Origin of the sequence: Uliginosibacterium aquaticum, assembly GCF_012972705.2 — a bacterium.
Taxonomy (GTDB): domain Bacteria; phylum Pseudomonadota; class Gammaproteobacteria; order Burkholderiales; family Rhodocyclaceae; genus Uliginosibacterium; species Uliginosibacterium aquaticum.
Window position 1 is genome coordinate 579,080 of sequence record NZ_JABCSC020000003.1, and the last position, 22,526, is coordinate 601,605.

Here is a 22,526-nt window from a genome sequence, read left to right on the forward strand (position 1 = left end):
GTGCTGTAAAGACTCATGAACCTGATTTCGCAGATCCTTGACCCCGCGCGCATCCGTGTCGATGTAGCGGCCTCCGAGCGTGACGGCCTGTTCGCCGCCATTGGCGAGCTGTGCGAGCGTGACAGTGGCCTCGCGGCCCGCAAGCTGGTGGATGCGCTAAACCAGCGCGAAAAACTGGGTTCGACAGGGCTTGGGATGGGGATTGCGATTCCGCATCAGCGCATCAAAGGTCTCAAAGAGCCGCTGGGCGCTTTCCTGCGCACAGCTAGCCCGATCCCTTTTGATGCGCCGGATGGATTGCCGGTCAGTTTGTTCTTCGTGATGTTGGCGCCGGAGCAGGCCAATGAGACCCATCTGCGTCTGCTCGCCGAACTCGCTCAGATGTTCAGCGACAAGGGGTTTCGTGACGCCCTGCTGAGCGCACCGGATTCCGCCGCCATTGCGGCAGCCTTCCAGAACTGGAGCCTCCATGCGGCGAGCGAGCGTAGCTCAGCTGTTTGAAGTCAATCGTGCAGCCTTGCAACTGCGCCATGTAGCCGGGCGTTTGGATTCCTTCCTGTCGGTGTCTGACAATCGGGTGTGGCCCGCTGATCTGGTTGGCCACCTCAACATGATTCACCCGAATCGTTTGCAGATCCTTGGTGAGGCTGAATTCGCCTGGGCGCGCCGGCAGAGCCGGGAGAAGCTCGATCTGCACATGATGGATCTTTTCGCAGCCACTCCGCCTGGCATGATCGTGGCCGATGACTGTGAAGTGCCGGAGCTCTTCCGCCGTGCCTGTGATGAGGCAGGGGTGCCGGTAATGGCTTCGCCGCTGGAGTCCGCCCGGATCATCGACGTACTGCGCGCCTATCTCTCGCGCAAGCTGGCCGAGCGGGTTTCACTGCACGGGGTGTTCATGGATGTGCTGGGGGTCGGGGTGCTGATTACCGGCGATTCGGGGGCTGGCAAGTCTGAACTGGCGCTCGAGCTGATTTCGCGTGGCCACGGTCTGGTGGCTGATGATGTAGTCGAAATCTCGCGTGTGGCCGCCGGAGTGCTGGAAGGCCGTTGCCCGGACATGCTCAAGGACTTCCTCGAAGTACGCGGCCTGGGTATTCTCAATATCCGCACCATCTTTGGTGAAACTGCCTGCCGGCGCAAGATGAAGCTCAAGCTCATCGCCCACTTGCAGCGCCGTACCGGGGCCCAGAACGAGCCCCTGCGCCTGGCGCTGGATGATGAAGACACGCAGGATGTTCTGGGGGTGCCGGTGCGCCGGGTGGTGCTGCCGGTGGCTGCGGGCCGCAACCTTTCGGTGCTGTTGGAAGCGGCCGTGCGCAACACCATCCTGCAGTTGCGTGGGATCGATTCCACCCAGGAGTTCGTGCAGCGGCAGCGGGATGTGCTGGATCAGGATGATCCTTACGATCGTTGATTCCGCGTTGGCACACGTAAAAAAGCCCGCACATCAGCGGGCTTTTTTACGTGTGCTGCGCTCAGAGCAGGAATAGCGCCGCCATGGCGACCAGCGTGGGAGGCAATGCGGCCAGCAGAAGCGGCAGCGTGCCGATCGATTCGTCGGCAAAATGGCCCCGCAGCAACGAAACGCCGGCCGGATTCGGTGCATTGGCAATCACGGTCAAACCGCCTCCGGCGACTGCCCCCGCAACCAGAGCGTACTTGAAGCCATCGCTGAGGCCTTCAACGAGCGAGCCCAGATAGGTCAGTGCTGCGTTGTCGGTAATCGCAGTCAGCGCAGCGGCGCCGAAAAATACCGCCTGTTCGCTCATGCTCATCAGGAGTGGGCTCAGCCACCATTCCTGCAAGCCTCCGAGCACCACCAGGCCACCGAGGAAAAAAGCCACCAGCAAGGCTTCGGTCACCATCAGCGGGCTCTGGTAGTGCTTGTAGGCATGCGTGAAGCCGAGAAAAGCCATCAGCAGGCCGATACAAATGATCGGGTAGTGGGCAAAGAAGACCGTGGCGGCCAGAAACCCGACATGAACCAGATTGACAGCAGTCGGAATCGTGGCTCCGCCGGCCATTTCACGTTCAGGCAGATTCCTCAGTTCCTTGCGGAATAGCCAGCTGACTGTAGCGGTGTTGATCAGCACTGCCACTGTGGCCTTCCAGCCGAACATGCTGAGCATGAAGCCGGTGTCCCAGCCCCAGGCTCCTGCCACCATCAGCACAGGGGGGGCTGCGTAGGAGGTGAGCAGGCCACCGACCGAGACATTCACAAAGAGCACACCGATGGTGGCGTACTTGAAGCGCTCACTCATTCCGCGTGCATAGAAGTTGTCGCGTAGCATCAAGGCGGCGACGGTCATGGCGGCGGGTTCGGTGATGAAAGAGCCTGCCAGTGGCAGCAGGCCCAGGCAGAGAATGTAGAGGGCAGTGTCGCGGGGAAGTGGCAAGCGTCCTGCCAGACTTCTGACCAGATGTGCGGCCATCTCCATGATCGGTCGGCTGGCTGCGATGACCATGATGACAAACACGAACAGCGGCTCGATGAAACTGCGTGAAGAAACGTAAGTGGTGGCAGCGGTCTTGCCATCAAGGAAGAGCATCAGCACGAACAGCACCATCGCCCAGAAGCCGAAGACGACCTCAACTTCGCCCAGCAAGTGAAACAGCCCCCCGTGTTTTGGGTAGCGGTGAGCCAGGCGTTCAAACAGGCTGGTGGAGAAGGTGTGGATCAGGGCCAGCGCAAAAAGGATCGCGGCAAGCAATTCGATGTTGGTTGGATGGACCATGAGTGCACAGAGTGAATGACAGAAGTGTATGAAATATCGGGGATGATTGGTACGACTAGCATACTCCGGCGTGGTTCCCGTCCCGACTGTCGGCGAAGGAGACCGTCCCTGCAGGCATATTGCAGCATTCGGAGTGTACGCTCAGAATTACTTCAACACTTCTGCCTTGAATGCCATGCGCAATTCTCGCCTCTGCTCCTTTCAGGTCCGTCTTGCAGCCCTTCTTCTGTTCTCTGCGGGCGTGCTGCCAGAAGCCTGGGCGCAGCATGTCATCGGCACGAACGTAAAGAGGAATGCTGATGCAGTGCTGACGCTGATGACCTTCACCATCACGCCGGATGTCACTACCAGCTCCCTGTCGCTGAGCAGCGGTTCGACGGGTAATCCGAATTTGCAAATGTCCCAGTTGGGGGGCGGCTTCACGCTGAGCAAGGACGTGCCCGTTTATATGGAGGGGAACGCGGCCTACTCGCGTTTTGACCCGAAATTCCTCGTCAGCAACGGAACGGAAGAGCGAGAAGTTCCGATGAAATGGAATACCGCTTCGGTAACTGTCGGCCTTGGCTGGGACTTCAAGCTGATGCCGGAGCTATCCCTGCGGCCGATCTTCAACTACACACAGGGCTATGTCAGCAGCGATGCTTCGCTTGCGGCGAGTTTCATCAATTACAGGACAGGCTCGGATATCGACTTTCTGAAAGGCGGCAAGATGAGCGCCTATGGCAATGGCGGTTCGCTGATGCTGGATTGGGAGAAATTCACGCCTGAGCACGACACGGATCTGGAGATTCGTTATACGAACGTCACTCTGCGCACCAAGAGTGATGTGGATGCGTCCATGAATGGCAGTGCCACCGCAGAAAGCCTGAATGTATGGAGCCGACTGCGGGTGCCGACCGGTTGGGTCGCGTTCGAACGGCCGGTTCGTTATGTTTATGAAGGCACTTACTCCGAATTTTTCGGTGATCAGGCTTATGCCTTGGGTTTCAAGCGTCTGTTCTCGCTAGGCTTTGGTCTGGAATTGGATACCAGCGCGACCTGGTTGCCGCTGACCCAGCGCGCCCGCCTGGTGGCGCGTCATGTATTTGGTGAAGGGGTGTCCGGCTGGTCTCTGGGTATGGCGATCAGCTTCTGATGTTTTGATCGCTCCGGTTCAATCCCGGCGACTGAGGCGCCAGCCGCGGTCCGCTTGCCAGCTGGCAAAACCGGCGACCAGACCGACGCCCAGAAAGACTGGCGTTGCACCGACCAGCCCGGAGACTGCGCCGTACAAGGAGGGGGCGGTCAGCCCCATGGTGTTGCCCATCATGGCACGCAGGCCAGCACCTTCACCCGCTTTGTCAGCCGGCATCACCCGGTAGATCAGGCCCAGGATGGCGGGTTGGCCAACCCCTGCCGACAGGCCGAAGCAAAAGCCGAGTGCGGCATGCAGCCAGACCTGATGCGCAAAGGGCAGTAGCAGGAAAGTTGTGGCCGTGATGGCATAGGCCAGCGTCATCAAGCGCCATTCGACCAAGCGACGGGATAGCCAGGGCAGCAGCGCACGCGAGGAAAAAGTGCCCACCGCAAAGCAGGACATGATCAGGCCGATGCTGGTGGCCGACAGGCCGCGCTCATGCCCCAGCACCGGCGTCATGAACGCGAAGCAGTCGTAGGCCATCGAAACAGCCATCGCCAGGAGGTAGATGCGTAGCAGACGAGAATTCGAGAACACCATTTTTACCACGCTGCTGCCTTGCCCCTTGCCCTTGCGCGGCTGTGCTTCGCCTCCCGGTACTTCCACACAGAGGGACATGACCAGGCTGGCCAGCACGATGGCAGCCATTGTGGCGTAGGCGGCGGCAAAGCCGCCGTGGTCGATCACGAAGCCGGCAATGGTCGGCCCGCCAACAGCGGCGACCGAATTTCCCATGCCCAGCCAGCCCAGCATGCCCACGCGCTCGCCCTCGTGCTGGAAAGGCATCAGGCTGACGGCAACGTTCGCGGCCAGCATGTAGCTGGCAAAGCCGAAACCGCAAACCAGCGCGGCACCGAGGACGGTGAACATGGAAGGGTGCAAGGCAGGCAGGGCAAGGCCAGCGATCATGATCAACTGGCTGGTGCGCATCACCTTGCGAGCGCCGACCCGGTCTATCCATTTGCCCATCGCAAGCGAGAGCAGGGCCGGAAGCAGGCTGTAGCCGCTGTAGGCAATGCCGGCGAGGGCTTCCGAGCCGCCATGCTTGAGCATGTAGAGCGATGCAGCGATGCGTCCGCCCCCCACCGTGATGTGGGCCAGCATCGAGACGGCAATGAGGGAAAAGAGCTGGATCTGGTTGCGGGTCAGCTGCATTGCTGCATTCTACCGCCTTTGTCTGACAAGTTTCGGAGGCCGTCAGGCCTCATGGTCGCGCAGGCGGGCAAGGTTTGCGACGCGGATGGTCTTGCCATCCACCTCCACCAGCCCGTCGGCCGACAGGTTGTGAAGGATGCGCGAGAAGGTCTCGGGGGTGACCGAGAGACGCGAAGCCAGTACCTGTTTGCTGGTTGGCAGATCAATTTCGACCGGGTCGGCGGCATCGTCTCCCGCCTCGCGCAGCAGGTAGCCGATCAGGCGCTGGGTGGAGGAGCGCAGGGCATAGCCCTCCACATCCTTGACCAGCGAGTGCAGGCGCAGCGACAGGCCGGCCAGCATTTTGCGGGCAAACAGCTTGTCGCTGTCGATCAGATCCTGCACCGGGTCGCGCGGCACGCCCAGTATCAGCGAGTCGGTCAGGGCTTCAGCCGTCACCGGGAACGGGCGGCCGAGGAACATCACCGCTTCGCCGAAACTCATATGGGCGGGGATGATCTCGAGCACTTTTTCGTTGCCGTTGGGCGCCGTCACCGCCAGCTTCATCTGACCATGTACCACCACATAGAAGCCGGTACAGGGCGAGTTCTGGCGGAACAGCACATCACCGCGCGCCAGACGATGTTCAGTGACACTGGCGGCAATCCGGTCCAGCGCTTCGCCATCCACGGCGGCAAACATCGGCAGGCGGCCAAGCAGGCCGCGCACGTCGGCTTTGAGCTGTTTTTCCATCTTGTTGTGACTTGCTGGGACAATGTGGGGACCCCGCATTCTGATCAATCCTGTCATGTCCGTCACGCGCTGCGACATCTTCTGCAAAGTCATCGACAACTATGGCGACATCGGTGTGTGCTGGCGCCTTGCCCGACAACTGGTGGCCGAGCATGGCCTGGCCGTGTGTTTGTGGGTCGATGATCTGGCAGTCTTTGCCCGGCTGGAAGGGGGCGTGGCGGTGGATGTCGCGGTGCAGGAGGTGGCTGGGGTGCGCATTTGCCGCTGGCGGGACGCTGTACAGGCCGAAGCTGCTGATCTCGTGATCGAAGCTTTTGCTTGTGACCCACCTGAGGCTTACGTGCGGGCAATGGCGGCGCGCGCCCACCGTCCGGTGTGGATCAATCTCGAATACCTCACCGCGGAAGACTGGGCCGCCGGCAGCCATGCCTTGCCCTCGCCGCATCCACGCCTGCCTCTGGTCAAACACTTCTTCTTTCCGGGTTTTACGCCCGCAACTGGTGGCCTGATCCGCGAAACCCGCCTGTTCGACACGCTGCACATATTTCAATCGAGCGCCTCGGCTCAGAACGCATTCTGGCAGCGCATCAGCGGCGCTTGCGTGGCAGATGAGGCCTTGAAGATCTCGCTGTTCGCCTATGAAAACGCTGCGCTCCCGGGCCTGCTTGATGCTTGGGCAAACGGCGAGCGTGAAATCTTCTGCGCTGTCACTGCCGGGCGGCATTTGCCGCAGATCGAGGCCTGGCTTGCAGCTAAGGGCGTGGCCAACGGCGGTGACATGCCGGCTCGCGCCCACCGGCCGCTTCCGCAGGTGGGGCGCCTGCGCTTGGCTTTCCTGCCTTTCCTCGCCCAGCAGGATTACGACCTGCTGCTGGCTGCCTGTGATCTGAACTTTGTGCGCGGCGAAGATTCCTTCGTGCGTGCCCAGTGGGCCGCGCGGCCGCTGGTGTGGCACATCTATCAGCAGCAGGAGGGCGCCCATCTTCCCAAGCTGGCGGCTTTTCTCGCGCTTTACTGCACGACACTGGGGGAAATGGAAAGCCGTGCGCTGCGCAAATTCTGGCAGGCCTGGGAGGACGAGCAGGGGGCCGACGCCTGTTGGCCGGCTCTGCTGGCCGCGCTGCCGGGCTTGCAGAAGCACGCACAGCGATGGACAAAAAATCTTGTTTCGGAGCCCGATCTGGGCTCCAAGCTGCTGATTTTCTGTAAAAACTTGCTAGAATGCCCGGCTTTGTAAACTTGTCAGGCGCACATCCGGGCGCCGCTTTAAGGTGTCCCCTATGAAAACCGCTCAAGAACTCCGCGTCGGCAACGTCGTGATGGTCGGCTCCGAGCCGCTGGTTGTGCAACGCGCTGAATACTCCAAGGGTGGCCGTAATGCCGCTCAAGTGAAGATGAAGTTCAAGAATCTGCTCACCGAAGCGGGTTCCGAATTCGTCTACAAGGCTGATGACAAGTTTGAGGTCGTTCAGCTCGACCGCAAGGAAGTGACCTACTCCTACTTCGCCGAGCCGATGTACGTGTTCATGGACGATGAGTACAACCAGTACGACATCGAAGCCGACAACATGACCGATGCACTGAAGTATCTGGAAGACGGCCTGAAGTGCGAAGTCGTGTTCTACAACGAGAAGGCCATCTCGGTTGAACTGCCCACCTCCGTGGTCCGTGTGGTCGAGTACACCGAGCCTGCCGTGAAGGGCGATACCTCCGGCAAGGTGATGAAGCCCGCTCGCCTGGCGACCGGTTTCGAACTGCCGGTACCGGCCTTCGTTGAAATCGGCGACAAGATCGAAATCGATACGCGTACCGACGAATACAAGAGCCGCGTGAAGTAAGTGCCGGACGCTTCGCCAGAGATTCTGGCGAAATGAAAAAGGGACCTCCGTGGTCCCTTTTTGTTTTTCTGCGTTTCTTTTGTTCAGCGTTGCAAGGGGCCGGCGGCCGGCGCACTCATGGCCAGGGTTTGCGCGACGGATGCTTCGCGAGCGATCAGGCGCAGGCTGTGCGCGTCGTAGCGGTAATCGGCATCGTCGCCGCGCAGCCACAGTTCGTGACCGTTTGCCTGCAACTTCATGGCTCGCACCTCACGCCGTTCGGCGCTGCGCAAAGCACCGATTTCGCCGACGGTGTTGCGCAGGTTCAGCACCCGCACGCTGCCATCGGCCTGCGCTACATAGAGCATCTGGCGGCTGGCGTCGAAGCTTTGCTGCGTTGGAGCCGGGCTCGTGATGGCGCGCATTTTCTCGCCGGCCAAGCCTAGCAGTAGTGGGATGGCGATGACGCTCGTGCATAGCGCAAGGGTTTGCAGGCGTGAAGGGCTGGAGGCGGCGGAGGTGGTTTGCGGCAACATGATGGCTCCCGGTTTTGTTGTCGTGCAACAAGACAATAGCGGACAATTCCGTTTGCCGACCGGTACAATAATTCTGGCAATGCAACGCACTGTACCGGTCCAATCACCGGCACGGACATGGCCGGAGGAGCCGACACATGCTGCAGATCAGCCTTTCCCCCGAGAGCGGCGTGCCGCTCGTAGATCAGATCGTGCACGCCATTCGTGGCCAGATCGAAGATCGCGTGTTGCGCCCGGGAGCACGCTTGGCGGCGATCCGCCAGTTCGCCGAAAACCATGAGGTGAGCCGCTTCACGGTGGTGGAGGCGTATGACCGGCTGGTGGCTCAGGGTTACGTCCAGTCGCGCCGTGGCTCCGGTTTTTACGTCGCCAATCGCAGCTTGCCGGCGAGCAATCCCCATCCCGCCCCGATTGCGAGTGCGGCCGTGGATGCAGCCTGGCTGATGCGGCAGGCACTCGATGCGGGGGCCGAGGGCTTGCGCGCGAGTGCCGGCTGGCTGCCGCGCAGCTGGCTGGATGAAGAGGGCTTGCGGCGCCAGTTGCGTGCCATGCTGCGCGACGAGGGCAGCAATCTGGGCGACTACGGCCGTCCGCAGGGCTACCTGCCGCTGCGCCAGCATCTGCCCTTCAAGCTGGCCGAGCTGGGCATCGCGGTGCAGCCGGCGCAGATCGTGCTGACGCATGGCGCCACTCAAGCGCTGGATATGGCGGTGCACCACTTCGTGCGACGCGGTGACGCGGTGCTGGTGGATGATCCAGGCTATTTCTCGCTTTTCGGCCTGTTGCGGCTGCATGGTGCGCGCCTGATCGGTGTGCCGTGGACGCCCGAGGGACCGGATGCGGCCGAGCTTGAGCGCCTGGCCGCCGAACACAAGCCGAAGGTGTATTTCACCCAGTCGGTGCTGCACAACCCGACTGGTGCCTGTCTCTCGCCAGCCAATGCCTATCGCATCCTGCAGTGCGCGGCGCGCCACGATTTCCATATCGTCGAAGACGATACTTACTGTGATCTGCATCCGGGCATTACGACGCGCCTGGCGGCACTCGATCACCTGGATCGAGTGGTCTACATCAGCAGTTTTTCCAAGACCCTGTCCGGCAATCTGCGGGTGGGGTTTGTGGCGGCCTGTCCGGCCATCACCGAGGCGCTTACCAACATCAAGGTGCTGACCTCGCTGGCCACCCCCGAAGCGGCCGAGGATATGGTGTATCGGATGCTGACCGAGGGCCACTACCGAAAATATGTGGAGCGTTTGCGCAACCGTCTCGGTGAGGCCAGTGCGCGCACCCTGCGCCTGGCCGACAAGGTGGGGCTCGCGCCCTTTATCGCGCCCCAAGGCGGGGTCTTCATCTGGACGAGGATTCCCGGCGTGGACGATGCCGTAGCGCTGGCCGCACGGGCCGCGCAGCAGGGCATCATTCTCGCGCCCGGCACCCTGTTCCGCCCGCAAGGCCAGGCCTCTCCGTGGCTGCGCCTGAACGTGGCTTATGGCGGTGATGTGCGCCTGGAGCGTTTTCTGGGTGAGGCGCTGGATGCGCAAGGCTGAAGGCACGTCGCTTGCGTGAATCCGTTGCTGTTTAGACGAGGAGAGGCTTGTGCGCTTTGAAGCACTGATGGCGAAATTGCCACGCAGTTGGCGGATTCCGCTGCGCGCCGGGCGCTGGCAGGGGCGGGGGCTGTTCGGTGCGCTGGCCCTGCTGGCTGCGTGCGGGGTGATCCTGCTGGCGGTGCTGGCGGATTGGGCGGCCTTGCTGCACCTGCGGCTGATGGCGGTGTCGCCCTGGCTGGCCCTGCTGTGGATGCCGGCCGGTTTCGCGTTGAGCAGTTGGCTGAGTCTGCGGATTTTTGCCGGTACGCAGGGGAGTGGTGTACCGCAGACGGTGGCTGCCGCCCTCGATCATGGGGTGCACATGCCGGGTTTTCGCGCCGCACTCGGCAAACTCCTGCTGACGCCACTGGCCATGCTGTGGGGCGCTGCAGCCGGGCGTGAAGGGCCGAGTATCTTTCTGGGGGCTGCGATCATGCAGGGTGGTGCGCGCTGGTCCTACCTGCGTCACGCTGCGAGCCCGCGCCAGTTGCTGGTGGCAGGTGGTGCGATCGGGGTCGCCGCGGCTTTCAACACGCCGCTGGCGGGCATCATGTTTGCAATCGAGGAGCTCAGCCGCAAGCGAAGTTTCAATGCCAATGCCACCACCCTGATGGCTGTCGTACTGGCAGGCCTGGCTTCAACTGCACTGCTTGGCAACTACCTCTATTTCGGCCGCAGCGCGGCCACTCTGGCTGTGTTCAGCGAACTCGATGCGCTCTTGCTGTGCGGCATAGTGGGTGGGCTGGCTGGCGGCCTCTTTTCGCGCGCCGCGATCAATGTCGAACGCCTGCTGCCGGTGCGCCTGCGCAGCCTGCGGGCTGGGCGACCGATGTACTTTGCCTCGGCCTGCGGGCTGTGCGCTGCTTTATTGGGATTGGCCAGCGGCGGGCTGACATGGGGAACCGGCTATGAGGAGGCGCGACAGGCCGTGACCAGCGCCGCCAGCATGCCCTTGTACTACAGTCCGCTGAAGATGCTGTCTCTGCTGATCACTTTCGCCTCTTCCATTCCGGCCGGCATTTTCGCGCCTTCGCTGGCCATCGGCGCCGGTTTATCCGGTTTCGTAGAGTTTCTCTGCCCCGGCAGCACGCTTGGGGCGCTGGCCTTGCTGTGCATGGCTGCCTATCTGGGAGGACTGACTCAGGCTCCGATCACCTCTTTCGTCGTGGTGCTGGAGATGAGCAGCAATCAGCAATTGATGATCCCGCTGATTTTGGCCGCAACTCTGGGCCATGTCGCCGCACGGGCAAGTGGCGCCGAGCCGGTGTTCTACGGTCTGGCGCGGCGCCTTCCATTGCCTAGCGGCTCTCCTTGATTACGCGCCCCTTCTGGGCTTGGAGCGGGCGGGCGTTGTTGCTATAGAAGCGGCTGAAGATTTCGATCTGCTCGCGCGATAGGCTCATTGGTTGCTTGAGCACCAGCCACAGCACGCCTTCGGTGCACGGCGGGGTTGTGAGTGAGCCCATGTAGCTGTAGTAATCGAGCCTGGCGGGCAGCAGTTCGCTCATGCGGATGGAGGCTTTTGGCGTGTATTCCTCGTTCTTCTCCAGCGGCAGATTGTTCCACAGGGTCTGGATCAGAGGGTTGGCCGCGCCTTCCTCGATTAGTACCGCGACGACCGCCAGGCGCCCCTCCAGATCCTTATGCACCAGATGCGCCACCATCGCGAAGGCGCGTCCGCCGACGCGCTCTTCGGACGGCCGATGAAAGTGGAATTGCTGCAGCTCGTAGTTGCGCCCCATGACCGTGAGCATGGAGCCGGATCCGTAATTGACCTGGATGGTGTGGCCGTTATCGACGATGCGGAAATAGGACGGCTTGTAGTCGAACACCAGCTCTTCCTGCTCAACGCGGATGCCGTCGCGGATGTCGATCGGGGATTGTCGGCTGCCGCGGCTACAGGCGCTGTTGGCCGGATTCAGCGAGGCCCAGAATTCAGGCCCGGTCTCGCCCTCGTAACTCCAGTGGGCGTGCGGGTTGTGAGCCACTGGAGCCGCCGCGACCGCATGGCTGGCCGGGGCTTTGGGGGCTCTCGGCGCGACCGGCCGGGGCGTGTATTGCGGCGGTGCCGCGCGATACACCGGCGGAGTGGGGGCTTCCTGGCTGGCGGCTTTGGGCTCCGGGTTCAGGGGCGGCTTGGCGGTGATTTCTCCATGGGCGGCGGCGGAAGCCGGAGCGGCTGGCTTTGCGCTGGCGGCGGGGGCTTCGTCCTTGACGAGGCGGAGCTCGGCGCGGCGAAAGGGGCGCTCGCTGCCCTCTGTACTGCCGGCCGCGGCGGCACGCCGACCGGCCTCATCGGCGATTTCCTGCAGGCTGCGTTTGCTGGCAGGGCTGGTTTTCTTCGCCGTTTCAGAGGCAGGGAGCGGGCAGATTTCGTTCAGGAAGCGCTCATCGACGGTGCCCGGGCGAACGACGCTGGGGTTGCTGGCATCAACGTTTTCCTCGCGCAGTACGCGGTCGTCGGCCGACAGATAGACTCGTTTGACGAGGGTGAAGCTGCGTGTGCGGCAGTCGTAACGGTTTAGTGCGCGCAGGGTCTTGTAACCTGCTTTGTCGGCCTGAGCCTCGGTGAGTACGATGCGCCCCCAGGCCACCCGTGAGCCACCGTCGGATTCCATCACGCTGCCACGATCGATTTCGACGCTGCGCAGCTTGTCTTTGGCTACCACTAGCCAGTCAGCCGCCTGCAGTGGCAGGCAACACACGGCACACAGCAGCCCAGCAGAAAATTTGCCCATGATCACACCCGGAATATGCGGAAACTTCCTTGCTTAGCGGCACAGCGGGGGGCTGCCTTGAGCGGAGCGCGCCACTTCGGGGCCCGGACGGTCGTCAGCGATGCTAGGCTCCGGCCCCATGAGTGACTTTGCTACCCGCCTGATGGCCTGGCAGCGCCAACATGGCCGCCACGACCTGCCCTGGCAGAACACACGCGATCCCTACCGCGTCTGGCTGTCCGAAATCATGTTGCAGCAGACCCAGGTGGATACGGTGATCCCGTACTACCTGCGTTTTCTGGTGCGTTTTCCGGATGTTGCTGCGCTGGCAGCAGCCCCGCTTGATGAGGTGCTCGCACTGTGGGCCGGGCTGGGCTATTACGCCCGGGCGCGTAACCTGCATCGGGCTGCGCAGGCCGTGATGAGCGAGCATGGCGGGCGCTTCCCGGCCACTGCCGCGCTGCTCACCAGCCTGCCCGGGATCGGCCGTTCGACTGCCGCGGCGATTGCCTCCTTCTGCTACGGCGAGCGGGTGGCGATTCTCGATGGAAATGTGAAGCGCGTGCTGTGCCGGCATTTCGGCATCAGTGGTTTCCCCGGCGAGCGGGCGGTGGAGCAGCAACTGTGGGCTTTGGCGGAATCCTTGCTGCCGGAGACCGGGCTCGAAATCTATCCGCAGGCCCAGATGGATCTGGGTGCAACGCTGTGTACGCGCAGCCGGCCGCGCTGTGAAGCTTGCCCCTTGAGTGAGTCCTGTCATGCCCGGGCGCATGGCCTGACCGCCAGTTTGCCGGCGCCGCGGCCCAAGAAGGCACAGCCTCAACGCTGTGCCGAGCTGCTGCTGATCGAGGCTGAAGGCGCGGTTTTGCTTGAGCAGCGGCCGCTGCAGGGGATCTGGGGAGGGCTCTTCAGCCTGCCCGAAATGATCGAGGGCGAAACACCGGCGCAGGCCGCGCTACGCTATCTGGGTCAGGCGGCTCAGAACTGGGAGGCGCTGCCGCCGGTACAGCATGTGTTTACCCATTTCCGTCTACAAATCCAGCCTTGGCGGACTTGCCTCGCTCACGTGCCGCCTGGCGTGGCGCAGGGGGCCTTGCGCTGGGTGCCGCGTGAGGCATTGGCGCAGTTGGGGCTCCCGGCACCGATCCGCAAGCTGCTGGAAACTTAGCTGCGGGTTGAGATCAGGCGCGCGGCACGCGTGACGCACAGGTCGCAGATATAGACCGAGTTCGGCCCTGGCACCAGCATGCCTACGGCCGACTGCGGCTTGCCGCAGAAGGAGCAGCAGACATCCTCAGGTTCGCGCTCGCGCAGCTGGTTGATGGCTTCGTTCAGTTCCAGCATTGTTTGGCTGAAATCCATCGTTGAATCGCTCATGGCATCTCTCCCGGAAAGATTCTCCGGTCCATTTTAGGGACAGGTGAGTGCTGAGTGTCGATCGCTTCCCCTTCGGCGTACAAGGGAATCCGTCACGCTTTACGCCAGCGTCGGACGAGGGGCGGATATCCGCTATGAATGGTAGGCGGAAGCTGCCAAATAATTGATTTGTTGAAACAATCATTTGGCGGCAGCATCAGCTGACGCTCTTCAGCAGGCCTTGCTGGGTGAGGTAGTCGGCAATGATGCGCAGGCGCAGCTGGGCATCATCGAGCTCCAGCAGGCGCTGGCGCGCCAGGGGCTGGATCGGCAGGATCTCGGCATAGCGATAGCCGACCCAGCTTGCGTCATCGAGTGCATAGGGGCGTGGGATGCGCGCTTCACCCGCGTCCTTCAGTACCACGGCCAGCAGCGGCAGAAGATTCAGGAATTCCGCTGCAGGCGGTTCATTGGCGGGCTCGCCGAGCCATTCGATTTCGCCGGTCAGGAGGCCTTGGGAATCGACCTCCTGCTCAAGGATGCGAAAGCGCCGGCCGCCGCGTACGACCAGGCCCAGGATGCCGGGTTGGCTCATGTCCCAGTCCACGATCAGGGCCTCGGTGCCGATGCGGTGCGGCAGGGCCGGGGCGCCCACCTCGCTGCCTTCGGCAATCAGGCAGATGCCGAAGGGGGCATTGGCCTGCATGCAGCGGCCGATCATGTCCAGATAACGGGCTTCGAAGACCCGCAGGTTCATCCGGCTGTGCGGGAAAAGCACGCTCTGGAGCGGGAAAAGCGGCAGGGACTGGCTGGCGGGCATGGGCGGGAGCCGTGAAGGGGTGTGTCATTGTAGTGGATGCCGGGCGAGCGCCGCCGCCGCTACAATCCGGCCATGCACAATCAGCTTCCCACTCCCGGCGCAGACGCGCTGGAACACTCCGCCCGCCTGTCCGCCCGGATTGCCATTGAGATCCGTGATGCCGGCGGCTGGCTCGGCTTTGCCCGCTTCATGGAACTCGCTTTGTTTGCCCCTGGTCTCGGCTACTACAGCGGTGGCTCGCGCAAGTTCGGTCCGGACGGGGATTTCGTGACTGCACCGGAAATCTCGCCGCTTTTTGGCCGTGCACTGGCTGCGCAGGTACTGCAGGTCATGGAGGCTTCTGCTCCGGAGCTCATCGAGGTGGGCGCCGGTACCGGGGCGCTGGCCTGCGACCTTTTACTGGAGCTTGAAGCGCGTGGCTGCCTGCCCGCGCAGTACGGCATCCTTGAACTCTCGGGCGAGCTGCGCGTGCGTCAGGCGGAAGCTATTCAGGCCCGGGTGCCGCATCTGGCCGGGCGGGTAGTGTGGCTGGATGCACTGCCTGAAAATTTCAGTGGCTGCGTGCTGGCCAACGAAGTGCTCGACGTGATGCCGGTGCAATTGGTGGTGTGGCGCGACGGCGCCATTTTCGAGCGCGGTGTGGTGCTCGATGCAGCGGGTGAATTCGCCTGGCAGGATCGCCCGGCTGCGGGTCGTCTGCTGGCAGCCGCCAAGGCCTTGCCCGTGGCCATGCCGGAGGAGGGGGAATACCTCAGCGAGATTTGTCTTGCCGCCCAGGCCTGGGTGGCTGAGTGGGCTTCGCGCATCGAACGTGGGGCACTGCTGCTGATCGACTATGGCTATCCGCAGGCTGAGTACTACCTGCCCAGCCGCTCTAGCGGCAGCCTGCAGTGCTACTACCGCCACCGCGCCCACCCCGAAGTGCTGCTGTGGCCCGGCCTTAATGACATCACAAGCTTCGTTGATTTTACGGCCATCGCGACCGCCGCCCATGACGCAGGCTTCAGCGTGGCCGGCTACACCAGCCAGGCAAGCTTCCTGCAGAACTGTGGTTTGCTTGAGTTGCTGGGCAGCGTTGGTCCCAGCGATTCGCCGGCCTATCTGCGTGCTGCGCGCGCGGCCCTGCGTCTGGTGGCGCCGCATGAGATGGGCGAGCTGTTCAAGGTGCTGTTGCTGACGCGCGGCCTCGACGAAGCCTGGCTCGGCGTTCTGCGCGGGGATCGAACCCACGCCCTGTAGTTCTCGCGATGGGATTGCCCGGCCGGGCTTCAAGTCCGGCACCGACTGGGGGTGTCATCTGGCTTTAATGCAGCCAACGCAGAATTCACATTTGCTTACTACTTTGGTAATAAATAAATGTGCATTAATTCACGCTGGTGGGCACTCTGCCTGATCCTGTGCTTTCCTTTCGCCTGCTCGGCCGTGGCGGCACCGTCCTCGCCGGCCGTGATGACGCCGATGGAAGCGGCCGGCAAGCTGCGTAGCCTGGCTCAGCGTCAGGCCAAGCTCTACCTGCAGGCCCGTGTGGGTGTGGAGCAGGGATCTGCGCAGCAGCGTCTGGCCGAGAGCATTGCCGAGTTCGAGCGTTGCCTGCCGATCGTGCAGGCCGCGGCCCAGAGCGGTTCGGCGGCGCGCTCGGCACGGCGTATCGGGAGTGAATGGGAGAGTTTCCGCAAAGCCCTGGAGGCTCCACTCAATGGCCCGGCCGCGAGCAGCCTGTCAGCTGAAGCCGAGCAGATCTCGATTGCGGCGCAGAGCCTGGCTGTGCAGTTCGATCTGGCGCAGGAGTCGCCACTCTATCGTCTGGTTGACCTGGCTTCGCGCAGTGACATGCTGGCGCAGCGACTGGCGCGTATCTATATGCAAATGCGGGCGGGAATGGGCGGCAAGGCTGCTGAGGTGGATCTGGAGCAGACCCGCAAGGAATTCAAGGCGGCCTTCGGCGAGCTGGCGGCTGCAGCCGAAAACACCCCGACGATTCGCGCCAATCTGGAGGTTGCGCGGCAGCAGTGGATGTTCTTCGAGTTGGCCGTGAATGATCGCGAGAAGAGTTTCGAATTCGCACGCCGCGATGTGGCCACGACCAGCGAGCGGATCAGCCAGATCATGAATGAATCGGCGCTGGCCTATATGCGGCTGGTACGTGATGCCGCGCCGGCGGTGGCCAGCAACGCCGGCCGGCGCTGATCTACAGGGCTGCGGGTAGGCGTGTAGATCGCCCGTGCGGCGTGCTCGAGCCAGTCAAGCCGGAGGCGGGGCTTACTCCTGGGCGCGGTACAGGCGCGCCATGAAGGTCTCCGGATCCTTTACGCTGCTGCTGCGGGCATGGCGGTTGCGCGTGTTGCCGGGCGGCAAGCCCAGGGCGGCGAGCATGGCCTGGGGCAGCCAGTTGGCATTGAGCACTTCGTCACTGTAGGTTTCGATTGCTGCCGGGGCGGGGCGGGTCATCGTGTTCATGCTGGTCACCATCTGCGTGGTCGATCTGGGCAGAGTGCGGCGCAGGCCTCACCCCGATTCCCGCAATCAGCCCGGCTGCCGTGGGCACTCGCGTGGATAAATACGCTAACGTCGGAGCAGCGCTGAACTTGAGGTGGATGGCGGCCCTTTCTTGCAAAACTGTGTGATCGCCGATTCACCCGCAGGATGAATCGATTCAACTCCTCGCTGCAGGGGCTGGCAACACGACCAGAGGGCTGCTCCAAGGGGTGTCAGGCGCTTTTACACAGGGGTTTCCCCCTTGCTAAAGGGGCTGGGCGAGGCCGGTCTCAGGCGTGGTAGCGCGCAAATAGTCCGGAGAGCGGCTGCGGATCAGGGTGTGCCTGCCCGGCCAGTGCCAGGATGAGGAGCACGCGCGCCTGCTGTGGGCTCAGCCGGCCGGCAGCGAGCCAGCCGTTAGCGGTATCGTCTTCGTTGCAATTTGGCCACACACCACCCGCGCTGATGCGCGTGGCGCGCACCACCTGCAGGCCGCTCGCCCGGGCTTGTGCCAGTGCCGGGCGCCAGGATTGTGGGATGGAACCGTGACCGCTCAGGGCGAGAACCAGCCCACGTGCGCCAGCGGCGACACAGGCTGCGATCAGATCTGGTGTGGCGCCGGCATGGGCATACAGGATGTCTACGCGCGGCAATTCGCCCGGCTGGACTTGCAGTGGCGCGGAGCGTGGCGGTTGGCCGGGGGACAGCTGCACGATTTCACCTATGACCTGGCCGAGGGGCGCCGCGCCGGCCTGTGGCTGCAGCGCTTCGACAGCATGGGTGCTAGTCTTGCGCAACTGTTGTGCCGCGATGATCAGGCCGTTGGCCACCACTAGCACTCCGCGCTCCCGTGCCGCCGGATGCAGGGCCACACAGGCGGCTTGCAAGAGATTCAGCGGACCATCGGAGGACAGGCTGGTGGCCGGGCGCATGGCGGCGGTGAGCACCACCGGCTTGCCGGCAGGCAGCAACAGGTCCAGCGCAAAGGCACTTTCCTCCAGCGTGTCCGTGCCGTGGGTGATGACGATGCCGTCGATGGCCGGGTCGTCCAGCATGGCCTGCACACGGGCCGCGAGGAGCAGCCAGTGAGCCGGCTCCATATCGCGGCTGTCCAGTGCAAAGGGCTGCTCCACATGCCAGTCCGCCAGCCGGCGCAACTCCGTGACCGCGCCGAGCAGCACATCAGCGCCGAGCACGCCGGCGATGTAGTTCTCCTGCGCGCCGCTGCCGGCGATGGTTCCGCCGGTGGCAATCAAGGCTAGACGTGGCATGGCGTGAGGGTTGAGGGCTGGGGGCCGTGAGATGCTGCTCGGCACTCAGTCCTCCTGGCTCCGTCTGGTTCTCAGTGGTTGAGGATCTTGGACAGGAACTGTTGGGCACGGTCCGAACGCGGCTGGCCGAAGAACTCGTCCTTGCTGGCATCCTCGACGATCTTGCCCTGGTCCATGAACACCACGCGGTGCGCCACCTTGCGAGCAAAGCCCATTTCGTGGGTGACGACCATCATGGTCATGCCTTCGTGCGCGAGGTCCACCATCACGTCGAGCACTTCGCTGATCATTTCGGGGTCCAGCGCCGAGGTGGGTTCGTCGAAGAGCATGCAGATCGGGTCCATCGACAGCGCACGGGCAATCGCCACGCGTTGCTGCTGGCCGCCGGAGAGCTCGCCCGGGAACTTGTTGGCGTGGGACTTGATGCCGACGCGATCGAGCAGTTTCATGCCGCGTTCATTGGCTTCGTCCTGGCTGCGACCGAGCACCTTGACCTGGCCGATGGCGAGGTTCTGGATGATGCTCATGTGCGGAAACAGTTCGAAGTGCTGGAACACCATGCCGACGTGCGAGCGCAGCTTGGGCAGGTTGGTGGCGGGGTCGTTCACCTGGATGCCGTCGACGATGATCTTGCCCTGCTGCACCGGCTCGAGGCCGTTGACGCACTTGATCAGGGTCGACTTGCCGGAGCCGGAGGGGCCGCATACCACCACCACCTCGCCCTTGGCGATGCTGGTGGTGCAATCGGTGAGCACCTGGAACTGGCCATACCACTTGGAAACGTTCTGGATCTGGATCATGGTGAGGAGACCTGGCTAGCGAATGATGGCGATGCGCTTGTTCATGTATTTGACGAGCATGGACAACGCGAAACAGATGGCGAAATAGATCAGCGACACGAAGAGGTACATCTCCACCGTGCGGCCGTAAAGCATGCCGGCGTTTTCAGCGGCCTTGAGCAGATCGGTAGCGCCGATGGCATACACCAGCGAGGTGTCCTGAAATAGCACGAAGGTCTGGGTCAGCAGCACCGGCACCATGTTGCGGAAGGCCTGCGGCAGGATTACGTGCCCCATGCTTTGCCAGTAGGTCATGCCGATGGCCAGTGCCGCATTGACCTGACCGCGCGGGATGCTCTGGATGCCGGCGCGCATGATCTCGCTGTAGAAGGCCGCCTGGAACAGCGTGAAGGTGATGATGGCGGACTTTTCCTGGCCGATCGGCTGCCCGGTAAGCAGCGGGATCAGGAAGAAGAACCACAGGATCATCATCAGCAGTGGAATCGAACGCATGATGTCGACATAGAACTTGGCGGCGCGGCCGAGCCACTTGCCGCCGGAGAGGCGGGCGAGGGCGAGCAGGGTGCCGAGAATTACGCCGCCAATCATGGCGATCAAGGTGAGTTCAAGACTGAAAGCCAGGCCCTTGAAGATGGCGGGCAAGGCCAGCGGTATGACTGAAAAATCGAGCGTACTGAACATGGCCGTCTTCCTTATTTCGCCACGATGAAGCCGGGCACATGGGCGCGCCGGTCAATCACGGCCATCAGCTGGTTGGCGGCATAGGCGCAGAGAATGTAGAGCACAGTCGGCACGATCAGTGATTCGATGACCTGACCGCCGGTTTCTTCTACCATCTGGCGCGAAACGAAAATCAGCTCCCACACGCCCACGGTATAGGCCACGCCGGAGTTCTTGAAAGCGTTCATGAATTCCGAGGTCAGCGGCGGGATGATGATGCGGAAGGCCATCGGCAGGATCACATAGCGATAGGTCTGGGCCTGGGTGAAACCGATGGCCAGACCAGCGTTGCGCTGGCCGCGCGGCAGAGCCTGGATGCCGGCGCGCACCTGTTCGGCAACCCGTGCCGAGGTGAACAGGCCCAGTGCCACGAAGGCGGTGATGAATTCCTTGGCAGGCATGTCCTGCTTGACCCACATGCCCCAGTCGCGCGGCAGCATCTCGGGCACTACGAAGAACCAGATGAAGAGCTGCATCAGCAGCGGCACATTACGGAAAAATTCGACCCAGGCGTGGCCGATCAGGCGCAGGCCGGTGTTGGGGACGGTACGCAGGGTGCCCATCACGCTGCCCAGCACAAGGGCGATTACCCAGGCTGCCAGCGATATGGAAACGGTCCAGCCGAGCCCGTGGATGATCCAGGCAAGGTAGGTCTCGTCACCAGAGGGGATGGTCTGGAAGAAGACGTTCCAGTTCCAGTGGTAGTTCACATGTTTCTCCCGGAGGCATGAAGAGGAAGCGGCCTGTCGGCCGCTTCCTTGCTGAGTGTATTACTTCTTGGTGTTGTACATCTCGGCGGGATTGTCGTTGGGCTTTGCCATCAGCGCCTTGAGTGCATCACTCATGGCGAAGTTCAGGTTGATGCCCTTGGGCGGGATCGGCGCAAGGAACCACTTGTTGTAGAGCTTGGTGAGGGCTCCGGTCTTGGCCATGTCGGAAATGGTGGCGTGTACCAGTCCCTTGAATTGCGGATCATCCTTGCGCAGCATGATGGCGATCGGCTCGATCGACAGCGGGGCACCCACCAGCGCGTAGTCAGACGGGCTCTTCGAGTTGGCGATCAGGCCGGCGAGCAGGTTGTCGTCCATCACGAAGGCCACGGCACGATCTGTTTCGAGCATCAGGAAGGAGTCGGCGTGATCCTTGCCGTACACTTCCTTGAAGTCGATGCTCTTGCCCTTTTCGTTGGCCCGCATCAGCGCCACACTGGTGGTGCCGGTGGTGGTGGCGACCGGCTTGCCGCCAAGGTGATCCAGATCGGTGATGCCCGAGGCCTTCTTCACCGCCATGCGCACATTGGTGACGAAGGTGGTGGGGGCGAAGGCAACCTGCTTCTGGCGATCCAGGTTGTTGGTGGTGGAGCCGCATTCCAGATCAATGGTGCCATTGACCATCAGCGGAATACGATTCTGCGAGGTAACAGCCTGCATCTTCACTTCGAGCTTAGGGTTCTGCAGGCGGGTCTTTACGGCCTCCACAATCGCCATGCACACGTCGATGTGATAGCCGATCGGCTTCTGGTTCGCGTCCAGATAAGAGAGCGGGAAGGAGGATTCGCGGATGCCCAGGGTGATGCTCTTGGTGTCGCTGATCTTCTTCAGGGTGCCGTCTACCTGGGCTTGGGCGGTGCCAAGACTACAGAGAAGGGCGCTAGCGAGAAGCAGGTGGAACTTGGTCATAAAGGGTCTCCTGTCTGAAATCAGACGCCCGGCGAGCGCAGGGCGATAGAAGTAGCTTAATGCGAAAACTGTACCAATCGGCACGTTTGGGCATGTCACTCACTTCTTTGCTCAGTGTATGCACCAATCTGGTGTGGCGATACCGAGGAAACACTAATTTTACGGCTTTATCTGGTGCATTCAAGGCCGCTCAAGTAGGCCTCGACGGCTGCACGGGTGCATGCCTGGATGCAGAAGCGCTCGCGATCGATCAGCCAGTGAAAGCACAGGCCGTCGACCAGGCCGAATAGACCCAATGCGCTGCGCTCGGCATCCAGGGTCAGCGGGAGCTGCTGCTGGGCGATGGCTGTGCGGAATTCGTCGGTCATGCCGGCCAGGCATTCTTCGCGCACTTCGCGAAAGTGCGCACGGGCACCCTCGGTTTCTGCGGTGAACTCGCAGCGCAGCATGAGGATGTTCATGATCGCCAGCATGTGGGCGTCAGCACCAATATGGTCGGCCATCCAGCAAGCTTTTTGCACGATGCGGGCGCGAGGATTGCTTGCCTGTTCCCGGTCCACCGCTTCGAGGCCTTGCTGAAGTGGAAGGGCGACGCGCTCCCAGAGAGCCTTCAGAAGATCGGCTTTGTTGTCGAAATGCCAGTACACAGCCCCGCGGGTGAGGCTGGCAGCGCGGGCTATATCGTTCAGCGAGGTGTGGCTGACGCCGTGCGTACTGAACAGCTGCTCGGCCGTATCGAGCAGCAACTCGCGTGTGGCCTGGGCTTCTTCCTTGGTTTTTCGGGCCATACTGATTTGGTCGTGGGTGAATTCGTGTAAATCATCTTAGCTGATGACTTACATACATGCACGGATGTATGTATATTTCTGCCCAAGGAAATGGTTGGGCTTAACAACCATTTCATATCTGACTTCCAGCCGCCCAGACGGCATCCCCCGTAACGG

Annotated in this window: 24 protein-coding genes; 10 read left to right on the top strand and 14 right to left on the bottom strand. The window is 62.3% G+C overall.

What is annotated here, in order from left to right:
* Positions 1-15 precede the first annotated feature (15 nt).
* Together HJ583_RS14055 and hprK are read left to right on the top strand one after the other, a co-directional pair.
* Entirely contained in the window at positions 16-501 is a 486-nt protein-coding gene (locus HJ583_RS14055; protein WP_170022488.1) for a PTS sugar transporter subunit IIA, read from the top strand.
* The gene (hprK, locus tag HJ583_RS14060; protein WP_170022489.1) at positions 470-1,417 is read left to right on the top strand and encodes an HPr(Ser) kinase/phosphatase; all 948 of its coding nucleotides are present in this window, start codon (positions 470-472) and stop codon (positions 1,415-1,417) included. Before HJ583_RS14055 ends, hprK begins: the two co-directional genes overlap by 32 nt.
* A 61-nt stretch (positions 1,418-1,478) precedes the next feature.
* Here hprK and HJ583_RS14065 read toward each other — a convergent pair whose 3' ends face one another.
* The gene (locus tag HJ583_RS14065; RefSeq protein ID WP_170022490.1) at positions 1,479-2,738 is read right to left on the bottom strand and encodes a putative Na+/H+ antiporter; all 1,260 of its coding nucleotides are present in this window, start codon (positions 2,736-2,738) and stop codon (positions 1,479-1,481) included.
* 133 nt (positions 2,739-2,871) lie between these two features.
* Here HJ583_RS14065 and HJ583_RS14070 point away from each other — a divergent pair, with 133 nt between their 5' ends.
* The gene (locus HJ583_RS14070; protein WP_217423423.1) at positions 2,872-3,873 is read left to right on the top strand and encodes a hypothetical protein; all 1,002 of its coding nucleotides are present in this window, start codon (positions 2,872-2,874) and stop codon (positions 3,871-3,873) included.
* 18 nt (positions 3,874-3,891) lie between these two features.
* Here the strand turns inward: HJ583_RS14070 and HJ583_RS14075 are convergent, their stop codons facing one another.
* Both HJ583_RS14075 and HJ583_RS14080 read right to left on the bottom strand, forming a co-directional pair.
* Complete coding sequence (locus HJ583_RS14075) at positions 3,892-5,070, bottom strand: MFS transporter (protein WP_170022491.1); 1,179 nt, start codon at positions 5,068-5,070, stop codon at positions 3,892-3,894.
* Positions 5,071-5,112: 42 nt separating this feature from the next.
* Complete coding sequence (locus HJ583_RS14080) at positions 5,113-5,802, bottom strand: Crp/Fnr family transcriptional regulator (RefSeq protein ID WP_170022492.1); 690 nt, start codon at positions 5,800-5,802, stop codon at positions 5,113-5,115.
* Between the two features lie 55 nt (positions 5,803-5,857).
* Here HJ583_RS14080 and earP point away from each other — a divergent pair, with 55 nt between their 5' ends.
* A complete protein-coding gene (gene earP / locus HJ583_RS14085) occupies positions 5,858-7,039 on the top strand; it encodes an elongation factor P maturation arginine rhamnosyltransferase EarP (RefSeq protein ID WP_170022493.1) in 1,182 nt (393 codons plus the stop codon).
* 43 nt (positions 7,040-7,082) lie between these two features.
* On the top strand, positions 7,083-7,640 hold the full coding sequence (gene efp, locus HJ583_RS14090; protein ID WP_101940961.1) for an elongation factor P: 558 nt from the start codon (positions 7,083-7,085) through the stop codon (positions 7,638-7,640).
* Between the two features lie 83 nt (positions 7,641-7,723).
* Here efp and HJ583_RS14095 read toward each other — a convergent pair whose 3' ends face one another.
* Positions 7,724-8,155 carry a hypothetical protein gene (locus HJ583_RS14095; protein WP_170022494.1) on the bottom strand — a complete coding sequence of 144 codons (432 nt, stop codon included), beginning with the start codon at positions 8,153-8,155 and terminating at the stop codon, positions 7,724-7,726.
* Positions 8,156-8,292: 137 nt separating this feature from the next.
* Between HJ583_RS14095 and HJ583_RS14100 the strand changes: the two genes are divergently transcribed.
* Together HJ583_RS14100 and HJ583_RS14105 are read left to right on the top strand one after the other, a co-directional pair.
* Positions 8,293-9,702: an aminotransferase-like domain-containing protein gene (locus HJ583_RS14100; protein ID WP_170022495.1), complete on the top strand. Its 1,410-nt coding sequence runs from the start codon at positions 8,293-8,295 to the stop codon at positions 9,700-9,702.
* A gap of 49 nt (positions 9,703-9,751) precedes the next feature.
* On the top strand, positions 9,752-11,059 hold the full coding sequence (locus HJ583_RS14105) for a chloride channel protein (RefSeq protein ID WP_170022496.1): 1,308 nt from the start codon (positions 9,752-9,754) through the stop codon (positions 11,057-11,059).
* Here HJ583_RS14105 and HJ583_RS14110 read toward each other — a convergent pair.
* Positions 11,043-12,482: a carbonic anhydrase gene (locus HJ583_RS14110; RefSeq protein ID WP_170022497.1), complete on the bottom strand. Its 1,440-nt coding sequence runs from the start codon at positions 12,480-12,482 to the stop codon at positions 11,043-11,045. The two genes, HJ583_RS14105 and HJ583_RS14110, sit on opposite strands and share 17 nt — an antisense overlap.
* A 118-nt stretch (positions 12,483-12,600) precedes the next feature.
* Here HJ583_RS14110 and mutY point away from each other — a divergent pair, with 118 nt between their 5' ends.
* Complete coding sequence (gene mutY / locus HJ583_RS14115) at positions 12,601-13,629, top strand: A/G-specific adenine glycosylase (protein ID WP_170022498.1); 1,029 nt, start codon at positions 12,601-12,603, stop codon at positions 13,627-13,629.
* On the opposite strand, the gene HJ583_RS14120 is transcribed toward mutY, so the two are convergent.
* Entirely contained in the window at positions 13,626-13,838 is a 213-nt protein-coding gene (locus HJ583_RS14120) for a ClpX C4-type zinc finger protein (protein WP_216821637.1), read from the bottom strand. The two genes, mutY and HJ583_RS14120, sit on opposite strands and share 4 nt — an antisense overlap.
* 196 nt (positions 13,839-14,034) lie before the next feature.
* On the bottom strand, positions 14,035-14,637 hold the full coding sequence (locus tag HJ583_RS14125) for an LON peptidase substrate-binding domain-containing protein (RefSeq protein ID WP_170022499.1): 603 nt from the start codon (positions 14,635-14,637) through the stop codon (positions 14,035-14,037).
* Positions 14,638-14,709: 72 nt separating this feature from the next.
* On the opposite strand from HJ583_RS14125, the gene HJ583_RS14130 reads away from it, so the two are divergent.
* Both HJ583_RS14130 and HJ583_RS14135 read left to right on the top strand, forming a co-directional pair.
* Positions 14,710-15,876 carry a class I SAM-dependent methyltransferase gene (locus HJ583_RS14130; RefSeq protein ID WP_170022500.1) on the top strand — a complete coding sequence of 389 codons (1,167 nt, stop codon included), beginning with the start codon at positions 14,710-14,712 and terminating at the stop codon, positions 15,874-15,876.
* Positions 15,877-15,993: 117 nt separating this feature from the next.
* Positions 15,994-16,824 (top strand): type IV pili methyl-accepting chemotaxis transducer N-terminal domain-containing protein, encoded by an 831-nt coding sequence (locus tag HJ583_RS14135; protein WP_170022501.1) that lies wholly within the window; start codon positions 15,994-15,996, stop codon positions 16,822-16,824.
* Positions 16,825-16,896: 72 nt separating this feature from the next.
* Here HJ583_RS14135 and HJ583_RS14140 read toward each other — a convergent pair whose 3' ends face one another.
* The 7 genes from HJ583_RS14140 to HJ583_RS14170 form a co-directional block, all read right to left on the bottom strand.
* Entirely contained in the window at positions 16,897-17,094 is a 198-nt protein-coding gene (locus HJ583_RS14140; RefSeq protein WP_170022502.1) for a hypothetical protein, read from the bottom strand.
* Between the two features lie 308 nt (positions 17,095-17,402).
* A complete protein-coding gene (locus HJ583_RS14145) occupies positions 17,403-18,383 on the bottom strand; it encodes an asparaginase (RefSeq protein WP_170022503.1) in 981 nt (326 codons plus the stop codon).
* Between the two features lie 71 nt (positions 18,384-18,454).
* Positions 18,455-19,183: an amino acid ABC transporter ATP-binding protein gene (locus HJ583_RS14150; protein WP_170022504.1), complete on the bottom strand. Its 729-nt coding sequence runs from the start codon at positions 19,181-19,183 to the stop codon at positions 18,455-18,457.
* A 15-nt stretch (positions 19,184-19,198) separates the two neighbouring features.
* Positions 19,199-19,864 carry an amino acid ABC transporter permease gene (locus tag HJ583_RS14155; protein WP_101940970.1) on the bottom strand — a complete coding sequence of 222 codons (666 nt, stop codon included), beginning with the start codon at positions 19,862-19,864 and terminating at the stop codon, positions 19,199-19,201.
* An 11-nt stretch (positions 19,865-19,875) separates the two neighbouring features.
* Positions 19,876-20,613 carry an amino acid ABC transporter permease gene (locus tag HJ583_RS14160; RefSeq protein ID WP_170022505.1) on the bottom strand — a complete coding sequence of 246 codons (738 nt, stop codon included), beginning with the start codon at positions 20,611-20,613 and terminating at the stop codon, positions 19,876-19,878.
* A gap of 60 nt (positions 20,614-20,673) precedes the next feature.
* Positions 20,674-21,582, bottom strand: coding sequence for a transporter substrate-binding domain-containing protein (locus HJ583_RS14165; RefSeq protein WP_170022506.1), 909 nt, complete (start codon positions 21,580-21,582; stop codon positions 20,674-20,676).
* A 167-nt stretch (positions 21,583-21,749) separates the two neighbouring features.
* Complete coding sequence (locus tag HJ583_RS14170; protein WP_170022507.1) at positions 21,750-22,370, bottom strand: TetR family transcriptional regulator; 621 nt, start codon at positions 22,368-22,370, stop codon at positions 21,750-21,752.
* Between the last annotated feature and the right edge of the window lie 156 nt (positions 22,371-22,526).